Annotated in this window: 8 protein-coding genes and 1 pseudogene; 3 read left to right on the forward strand and 6 right to left on the reverse strand. The window is 73.5% G+C overall.

Annotation, left to right across the window (positions count from 1 at the left end):
• Window positions 1-248, forward strand: a pseudogene (locus tag AB0F18_RS37665) (hypothetical protein); the annotation flags it as partial.
• A 7-nt stretch (window positions 249-255) separates the two neighbouring features.
• Here AB0F18_RS37665 and AB0F18_RS37670 read toward each other — a convergent pair.
• The gene (locus AB0F18_RS37670; RefSeq protein ID WP_362069576.1) at window positions 256-1356 is read right to left on the reverse strand and encodes a glutamate--cysteine ligase; all 1101 of its coding nucleotides are present in this window, start codon (window positions 1354-1356) and stop codon (window positions 256-258) included.
• Between the two features lie 75 nt (window positions 1357-1431).
• Complete coding sequence (locus AB0F18_RS37675) at window positions 1432-1662, reverse strand: hypothetical protein (RefSeq protein ID WP_362069579.1); 231 nt, start codon at window positions 1660-1662, stop codon at window positions 1432-1434.
• 239 nt (window positions 1663-1901) lie between these two features.
• Between AB0F18_RS37675 and AB0F18_RS37680 the strand changes: the two genes are divergently transcribed.
• Window positions 1902-3971: a SpoIIE family protein phosphatase gene (locus tag AB0F18_RS37680; RefSeq protein WP_362069582.1), complete on the forward strand. Its 2070-nt coding sequence runs from the start codon at window positions 1902-1904 to the stop codon at window positions 3969-3971.
• A gap of 392 nt (window positions 3972-4363) precedes the next feature.
• Here the strand turns inward: AB0F18_RS37680 and AB0F18_RS37685 are convergent, their stop codons facing one another.
• Window positions 4364-4912 (reverse strand): transposase, encoded by a 549-nt coding sequence (locus tag AB0F18_RS37685; RefSeq protein ID WP_362069585.1) that lies wholly within the window; start codon window positions 4910-4912, stop codon window positions 4364-4366.
• A 41-nt stretch (window positions 4913-4953) separates the two neighbouring features.
• Between AB0F18_RS37685 and AB0F18_RS37690 the strand changes: the two genes are divergently transcribed.
• A complete protein-coding gene (locus tag AB0F18_RS37690) occupies window positions 4954-5400 on the forward strand; it encodes a hypothetical protein (protein WP_362069588.1) in 447 nt (148 codons plus the stop codon).
• 79 nt (window positions 5401-5479) lie between these two features.
• On the opposite strand, the gene AB0F18_RS37695 is transcribed toward AB0F18_RS37690, so the two are convergent.
• The 3 genes from AB0F18_RS37695 to AB0F18_RS37705 form a co-directional block, all read right to left on the reverse strand.
• Entirely contained in the window at window positions 5480-6103 is a 624-nt protein-coding gene (locus AB0F18_RS37695) for a DUF305 domain-containing protein (protein WP_362069591.1), read from the reverse strand.
• A 68-nt stretch (window positions 6104-6171) separates the two neighbouring features.
• Entirely contained in the window at window positions 6172-6837 is a 666-nt protein-coding gene (locus tag AB0F18_RS37700) for a DUF6153 family protein (protein WP_362069594.1), read from the reverse strand.
• Between the two features lie 53 nt (window positions 6838-6890).
• The gene (locus AB0F18_RS37705) at window positions 6891-7331 is read right to left on the reverse strand and encodes an NUDIX hydrolase (RefSeq protein WP_362069597.1); all 441 of its coding nucleotides are present in this window, start codon (window positions 7329-7331) and stop codon (window positions 6891-6893) included.
• Window positions 7332-7440 lie beyond the last annotated feature (109 nt).

Raw genomic sequence — 7440 nt, forward strand, 5'->3', positions numbered from 1 at the left:
GGACGGCCTCCGGCGTCCTGCAGGGCCTGGCCAGCGCCCTGCTGGCGGCGGCCCTGGCCGCCGCCGCGCTGTGGGGGCCCGCCCTGAAGGGCCCGGCGGCCGCCGCCGCACGGACGGCCGCCGGCCGGGCCACCGGCTTCGCGGTGGTGCCGCTGCGCCGCCTGCACTCCGGACACGTGGGGGACTACGTCGCCTGGCTGGCCGCCGGACTGGCCGCACTGATGGTGGTGTTCACCCTGCGCACCTGACCCCGGCCTAGACGGTGGCGGTGGCGGAGGCGAGGGTGTCCACGACCTCCGTGAGGCGCCCGTGCCGCCCCAGCACGGCCCGCTGCCGGGCCGCCCCGCTGCCCTCGCGCCGCAGCCGGCGCAGCAGGTCCTCCACCAGCGCCAGGTCCCCGGTGGACTCCAGCCCCGGCGCCGCGCGGGCGAGCAGGCGGTCCACCAGCGTGCCGGCGGGGAGCCGTTCCCCGCTGACGGGGTCGAGCCCCCAGCCGTTCAGCCCCTCGGCCGCGGCGAGCTCGTGGGCGGCCCGCAGCAGCCGGTCGGAGACCTCCGGGGGCGGCTGGTCGCCCTCGGCGTCCGTGAGCAGGCCCTGCGCGAGGCCGCGTACCAGGGCGGCGACGAGGACCACGGTGTCGAGGTCGGCGTTGGTGTCGGCGACCCGGATCTCCAGGGTGGGCACGTGCTCGGAGGGACGGGCGTACCAGTAGAGCATCCGGCGGTCCATCAGGACCCGGTGCTCGACGAGCGCGCCCACGTACGCCTCGTACTGGGCCTCGCGCATCACGGGGGCCGGGCCGACGGTGGGCCAGCGGGAGAACTGCTTGAAGCGGCAACTGTCGAAACCGGTGTCACGGCCCAGGAGGAAGGGGGAGTTGCCGGTGAGGGACTGCAGCACCGGCAGCCAGGGGCGCATCCGGTGGGAGAGGTCCAGGGCGGTGCCCCGGTCCATGGTGCCGAGGTGGACGTGACAGCCGCAGACCAGGCCGTCGTACTGGCCCACCAGCGCGGAGAACGCCCGGGCCATGCGCCGGTAGCGGTCGGTGTCGGTGACGGTCAGCGGCCGGGCGGGCGGCACCGCCGGGGTTCCCGTCGCCACCAGCCGGCACCCGTACTCCTCGGCGGCGGCCACGGCGGTGCGCCGCAGCCGCGCCAGCTCGCCCCGCAGCCGGGCCGTGTCGGCCACGGGCAGCGTGCACACCTCCACCTGCGCGGAGTAGAACTCCGTCTGGACCTGATCCCCGAGCTCGTCCGCGGCCGCCGCGATCACCTCGGGCGCCCGGTCCGCCGGACATCTGCTCTCGCGGTCGACCAGGAGGAACTCCTCTTCCACTCCCATCGTCAGTGCACGCATCGGGGGTCTCCTCGCTCTGGAACCCGGCATATGCCCCCGTAGGCCGCCCGCAGTCGCCCGCGGCAGCCTCGGGCGTCAGCGGTCGTCGCGCATGTCGTCCAGGTCCTCCTCCCGCAGGTCCCGCATCACGTCACGCATCGTCGCGTCCTCCCGGCCCCGCTCGTGCGCTACCTCGTCGGGCGTACGCGGGCGCCCGCCCGTCTTCAGCTGCTCGGGACTCGGCGACCGCCCCCGGATCCGCCGCCCCTCGCCCTTCTCCGGGGCCCGGCCCCGGTCCTGCCCTTCACCGCGCTGCCTGTCACCCATGACGCACACTCCTCACACCCCCCTCCTTGAACGTACCCCCGGGCGTTTGTCTCTACCGCCGCAGGGGCAGAAGCCGACGTGCCGCCCCGTGGTCTCGAACGCGGGGCGGACCACATGCCGGGCCGGGAGGCGGCCGGGCGGCGGGCGGCCCACGATGGAGGGGGAGGCCGAGGTTCCCGCAGGTCCGCCCGGTGCCCGGGCAGCCGGCGGGACGGGCGCCAGTGTGGGGTGCGTGCCGGATGAACGAACGGATCCAGGTCGACGACCTGATCAACAGCGCGGCGCAGGCCGCCGGCGGATGGCTGGGCTCCCTGCCCGTCGCACTCGTGGCCACCAGCGCCAGCGGCACGATCGTCCGCTGGAACCAGGTCGCACAGGAACTCCTCGGCTACGCCCCGCCGCAGATGCTCGGCCACAACATCGCCGACCTCCTCCACCCCGGATCCGACCGCAGCCTGGGCCGCTCCCTGTGGGAGACCGTGGCCACCGGCCGGGGCGTCATGGGCACGGTGACCGCCTGGCACCGCGACGGACACCCCATGGAGCTGGAGATCTGGGCCTCGCCCGTCGCCGACCGGCGGGGGCAGGGGGCCGCCACCGTGCTGGTCTTCGCCGCCGACGCCCCCGCCGCCCGCCGCATCCGCGGCTCCTCCGCGGTGTGGGACGGCCTCTTCGCCCGCTCGCCCGTCGGCATCGCCATCCTCGACACCCAGCTGCGGTTCCTCCAGGTCAACGCCGCCCTCGAAGCCATGAACGGCCTGCCCGAGTCGGCCCACGTGGGACGCCGCCTCGCCGAGATCCTCCCCGCGGTCAACGCCCGCGACATGGAGGACGCCATGCTCCAGGTCCTGGAGACCGGCGAGCCGGTCCTCGACCTCCGCCGCGTCGGACGGACCCCCGCGGAACCCGACCACGACCGGGTCTGGTCCTGCTCCTACGTCCGGGTGGAGGACCCCGCCCACATGCCCATCGGGATCATCGCCTCCCTCGTGGACATCACCGAGCAGCAGCGCGACCACGTCGAGGCCGAAGCGGGCCGGCGCCGGCTCGCCCTGCTCAGCGAGGCCAGCATCCGGATGGGCTCCAGCCTCGACCTGGAACGCACCGCCCAGGAACTCGCCGACCTCGCCGTCCCCCGCCTCGCCGACGCCGTCACCGTCGACGTCCTCGACGCCCTGGCCCGGAGCGAGGAACCCGGCATGGGCCTCACCGGCGGCGTCGCCCTGAGGCGGCTGGGCCGGGCCCCGCTCGGCGGCTCCCGGGTCACGGACATCCTCGCCCCCCTCGGCCGGACCCTCCTCTTCCCCGCCGCCGCCCCCTACACCCAGGCCCTCGCCGGCCGGCAGCCCTTCCTGGTGGCCCGCCTCGACGAGCAGGCCGTCGCCCCCGCCGCCCGGCACACCGCCAGACCCGCGCGGCTGGTCGAGGCGGGAGTGCACTCGTTCGTCATGGCCCCCCTCGTGGCCCGGGACCGTGTCATCGGCGTCGCCAGCTTCTACCGCACCCGCCCCCTCGGCCCCTTCGGCTCCGAGGACGTCACCCTCGCCTCCGAACTCGCCGGCCGCGCCGCCCTCAGCATCGACAACGCGCGGCTCTACCACCGCGAGCACGAGACCGCCGTCATCCTCCAGCGCAGCATGCTGCCCCAGCACATCACCCCGCCGACGGGCATCGCCGTCAGCCACCGCTACCTGCCCGCCAGCGACGTCAACGAGGTCGGCGGGGACTGGTACGACGTCCTGCCCCTGGCCGGCGGCAAGGCCGCGCTGCTCATCGGCGACGTCATGGGCCACGGCATCGGGGCCGCCGCCGTCATGGGCCGCCTCTCCGCCTCCGTACGCTCCCTCGCCCGCCTGGACCTGTCCCCCGTACGCCTGCTGCACCAGCTGGAGGCCGCCCTCGCCGACCTGGCCGAGCCGATGCTGGCCACCTTCCTGTACGTGGTCGTGGACCCCGCCGCCGGCCGCTGCACCGTCACGCGGGCCGGCCACCCGCCGCCCGCGCTCGCCCTCCCCGACGGCACCGTCCGGTTCCTCGACACCCCGCCCGGCGTCCCGCTCGGGGTCGGCGGCATCGCCTTCACCCCCACCGAGGTGGAGGTGCCCCCGGGCAGCCTCCTCGTCCTCTACACCGACGGGCTGATCGAAGCGCGCGGCAGCGACCTCGACGAGCGGCTGGCCGAGCTCGCCCAGCTGCTCACGGATCCGCAGCGGCAGCTTGACCACGTGTGCGACTCGCTGATCACCCACCTGGTCCCGGCGGCGGCCGACGACGACATCGCCCTGCTCGTCGCCCGGGTCGGGGGCTAGGCCGTCTCTTTCGGATCATCGACCGGCAATACTGGGCGTCATCCAAATACGGCCGGAAGCAGATAGCGTGAAATCCGACATATTTCGCATCAGTGCAAGCCTTGCAGCTGCCACCATGACGGCACTCGTCCCGTCCTCTTGCGGGGCAGGCAAACCCGTCGTCACTCCAGAGGCCGTGACTCATTCCGAACTGGTCGGCCGATGGGACGGAGGGCAGGAGTGCAGATCGCCACTTCCGGTCATTCGGCTGCGTGACGATTACACCTTTTCCGTCAAGGATTTTCCGATCGAGTGGGACGGCCCCGTTCCGAACTCGCAGGTGACGCGCCGTTCGACCGACGGGAAATGGCATGCGGTCAACAAGGACCCTGGCCTGACACCATATCTGGTGCTTAAATTCGAGAATGGGAAAGACAACCACTTTCTGCCATTCTATTTGGAGAATGGGGGGCTGTGGATGAGTGGGAGTGTCCCGGTGTATGGGGAGCCGGACCATTCCTACCCATGTCACTACAAACGCACTTCTGCCGACCCTGGGGCCTAGTGTCCTGGTTGGGAGATCCTGTCGCTGTAGCGGCAGATGCGGTCGAGGATTGATTGGCGGTCTTGGTCCATTTGAAGGGCCGGGCTTCGTCGTTCCAGACCTTGGTCCAGTCTTCGAGTGCGGTCTTGAGGCCGTCGAGTGAGCAGAACACTCCCCGTGCCAGGCAGCGCCGTTCCAGCTCGGCGAACCACCGCTCGACCTGGTTGATCCACGACGAGTACGTGGGCGTGAAGTGAAGCTGGAAGCGCGGGTGCGCGAGCAGCCACTTGTGCACCACCGGCGCCTTATGGGCGGAGAGGTTGTCGCAGATCACGTGGACCGCGCGCTCCGCCGTCCGGGTGAACCCAGGGCTCGCTGCGTCAGGGGTGGGTAGGGCAGGCGTCGAGGTTCCGTGCACTGTGCAACGGGCCGATCGTCCTGGCCGCCCCTGGAGGGCTCATGTCCATCGCACGCCGTATCCCCAAGCTGCTCACCGCCGCCTCCGTCGCGGTGCTCCTCTCCGTCGCCGGCGCCGGCCTCGCCGGCCCCGCGAGCGGAGCCACCGCCGCCGCTGCCGAGGCGCCGGCCGCGCCGTCGGCCCGGGCGCCGTTCTTCAACGCGGGCGGGGTCTGGTACCTGTACCAGACCAACGCCACGGTGCGGGTTGACCTCAGGCAGGACAGTGCCGGACAGCTCTTCGGGACGGTCAGCTCCGGCAACACGGTGGGGACGCTCCGGGACGGCAGGGTGGACGGCAACCACATCGAGTTCACCGTCGGCTGGAACCACGGGCCGGTCGGCCGCTACACCGGGGACCGGGGCGGGGACGGGCGGCTGTCGGGGACGACCGTCGACCTGACCAACCCCTCCAGCCAGGCGACCTGGTTCACCGAGCGGACGTTCTGACCGCATGCGCTGAACGGCCCCCGCGGCGGGAGCGCCTGCCGCGGGGGCCTTCGGGTGCCTTGGGGTGCTGCCTGAAGGGTCAGTTCTTGCCGAGGAGGCCGTTCATCCGGGCGATCTCGGCGCTCTGGGAGCTGATGATCGCGGCGGCCATGTCCTTGGCGGGCTGGTACCCGCCGTCCTTCTGCTCGGCCTTGGCCATCGCGACGGCGCCCTCGTGGTGCTTGACCATCAGCTGGAGGAACGCGGTGTCGAAGGCCTTGCCGGAGGACTTGGAGAGCTGGTCCATCTCCTCGCCCGTCATCATCCCGGACATGGAGTGGCCGGTGTGCCCGCCGCCCTCGGCGGGCACCTGCTCGCCCCAGGAGGCCAGCCAGCCGGACAGGGTCTTGATCTCCGGGTCCTGGGCCTTCCTGATCTCCTCGGCGAGCGCCTTGACGTCGGCCGACTCGGCGCGGGTCGCGGCGAGTCCGGCCATCTCCAGGGCCTGGCGGTGGTGCGGGATCATGCCCTGGGCGAAGGCGGTGTCGGCCGGGTTGTTGGCGCCCGTGCCCGCGGAGGCGGAGGCGGAGGCGGAGGCGTCGTGGCCGCCGCTGTGCCCGGAGCCGGCGTCGGACTTCCCCCCGCAGGCGGCGAGGACGAGGGCTGCGGTGGCGGCCGCGGTCAGGACGGCGGTACGGCGGATCAGGGAACGCTTGGCGTACATGGTGGTGCTTCTCCTGTGCTGAGACGTGTCTGGGCTGGGCTGGCCGGCGGAAATGCCGGAGAGCCGCCCTATACGCGCAGGAGCTGCAGTTCGCTGAGGGAGGGTGGCGCCCGCCCGTACACCGCCGCCCCCGACGCTGCCGCGAGCGCGCCCGCCGCCTCGCCGGCGACCCCGCCGGGCGCGGGGACGAGGGCGGGCAGCACGGGTGCACCACCGATGCCGGAAGCCGCGCAGGTCGCGTCGGCATGCTCGGCGTGCCCACCCCCGCGCCCACCGTGCACGGGATCCTCCGCGTGGCTGCCTCCACGGGCGACGGCCGACGCGGGGCCGGAGGCGCCCGGGGTCGTGGCCGCGGAGTCGGCGGTGGCCGGTGTGGCGGCCTGGATGCGGGACGGGTCCGGCGTCGTGGCCCCGGTGTGGGCGGTGGCCGGTGTGGCGGCTTCGGCGTGGGAAGGGGCCGTGTGCGCGGCCTTGGCGTGGGCGGCGTCCGGCGTTGCGGGCCTGGTGGTTTCGGGGTCCGGCGTCGCGGGTTCGGGGAGGTCCGCGGGTTCTGCGCGAGCGGTGGAGGTGCGCGGGGGTGACCCGGTGTGGGACGAGGCCGTCGGGTGGGACTGCGGGAGTCCGCCCGGGCCCAGGCCGTGCATGGCCACCAGGCCCGTCAGCACGGCCAGGACGAGCAGCAGGAGGGCGGGCAGGCCGGAGGGCTTCCCCACTCCTTGCGCCCGCGTTCTCATGCGGCGCATGCTATGCCACCGCCCGGACATACTCCAAAGGGGTAGGGGGTATCTCACCCCTGGTCCGCCGGGCGGCCCCGGTGCAGCTCCAGCGGTCCCGTCCCTGCCGCCAGGGCCTTGAGGCAGGCCTTGATCTGCCGCCGCAGATGCGGCTTGACCAGCCCGCGCAGCTCCTCGCGGCGCACGGTCCGCCACTCCAGCAGCTCGGTGGGATCCAGCCGGATCCGGGCCAGGGCGGCCGCGTCGAGCACCCCGCCGTCGTAGAGGAAGCGCACCCGCGCCGGGTAGCCCGGCCGGTGGGACCAGTTGACGGCGAGGAGCCGGCCGGGGGCCACGTCCAGCCCGATCTCCTCGCGGACCTCCCGCGCGGCGGCGGCCCGCGGGGTCTCCCCGAGGTCGCTGTCGACCCCGCCGCCGGGCAGCAGCCAGCGGCCCGGCTCGCCGTAGCCGGGCCGGACCAGCAGCACCCGGCCGGCCCCGTCCCTGAACAGCACGTTCGCCGCGGTCAGGGCCTTGGGCCGGGCGCACGGGCGACGGCTGCGCCTGCTGCTCGCGCGGGAGCTGGTGGAGGAGCTGGACCTGGCCGTGCCGGTCGGCCGGCTG

The sequence above is a fragment of the Streptomyces sp. NPDC029216 genome (genome assembly GCF_040648015.1).
Lineage (GTDB): Bacteria > Actinomycetota > Actinomycetes > Streptomycetales > Streptomycetaceae > Streptomyces.

What these genes read in the sequence shown, in the direction of transcription:
- AB0F18_RS37670 (WP_362069576.1), bottom strand. Translation starts at nt 1,356, where the DNA reads ATGCGTGCACTGACGATGGGAGTGGAAGAGGAGTTCCTCCTGGTCGAC.
- AB0F18_RS37675 (WP_362069579.1), bottom strand. Translation starts at nt 1,662, where the DNA reads ATGGGTGACAGGCAGCGCGGTGAAGGGCAGGACCGGGGCCGGGCCCCG.
- AB0F18_RS37680 (WP_362069582.1), top strand. Translation starts at nt 1,902, where the DNA reads ATGAACGAACGGATCCAGGTCGACGACCTGATCAACAGCGCGGCGCAG.
- AB0F18_RS37690 (WP_362069588.1), top strand. Translation starts at nt 4,954, where the DNA reads ATGTCCATCGCACGCCGTATCCCCAAGCTGCTCACCGCCGCCTCCGTC.
- AB0F18_RS37695 (WP_362069591.1), bottom strand. Translation starts at nt 6,103, where the DNA reads ATGTACGCCAAGCGTTCCCTGATCCGCCGTACCGCCGTCCTGACCGCG.
- AB0F18_RS37700 (WP_362069594.1), bottom strand. Translation starts at nt 6,837, where the DNA reads ATGAGAACGCGGGCGCAAGGAGTGGGGAAGCCCTCCGGCCTGCCCGCC.